This window comes from Enterococcus villorum (assembly GCF_007990225.1).
GTDB lineage: Bacteria > Bacillota > Bacilli > Lactobacillales > Enterococcaceae > Enterococcus_B > Enterococcus_B villorum.
This window is the reverse complement of record NZ_BJWF01000102.1, coordinates 1-615: the sequence shown is the minus strand read 5'-3', so window position 1 is coordinate 615 and position 615 is coordinate 1. Positions and strand designations below refer to the sequence as shown.

1 pseudogene is annotated in these 615 nt (G+C 33.7%); it reads left to right on the top strand.

The window, feature by feature from the left end:
* Window positions 1–545, top strand: a pseudogene (locus EVI01_RS13500) (hypothetical protein); the annotation flags it as partial.
* Window positions 546–615: the final 70 nt, after the last annotated feature.

The window sequence follows — 615 nt, the reverse complement described above, 5'->3', positions numbered from 1 at the left end:
AAATCGAAGCAATTCGTAAACGAACATCAAAAATGGCTGAGAAGGAACCACTTTTCCCAAGATATATGTCTTTTGTGGATCCCAAACAACGAAACCCAGAAGCAGTCAAAAAAATGACAGCTTGGATAGCTCAGGAATTACATGAGTTAGACTCTCATCTGTCGCTTACACATAATGATGATTTTATTGATTTTGGCCCAAAAGAAGGAAAATTTTTAGCTGAATGTCCGTATGATCCCGAAGAAGATGATCCAGATGATGAGATAAGAGACTTACCAGACACCGAATATGAAATTTTTTATGACAATCATTCGTTATTTACTTTTACTCCATATAGTTTAGGGTATGGGGTACATGGAGATTTTTGGAATGGTGGGATTCTTAATATCGCTTATTTAAATCTTAGTGATGACTTTATAAAAGCTATTGAAAAAATCATGAATCGGTCATCCTTTTATAATTTTTATTATTGGCGCAAACTTTATTCTCCCGCTGATTTTCAATATGAAGCAAAAGAACTAAAAAAATTTTGGGAGTTGGATTAATTCAACTCCCAATCTTTTTTATTTCACAATCGGATAAACAGTCGCAATTTCTATTTTGCCATTGGCTTTT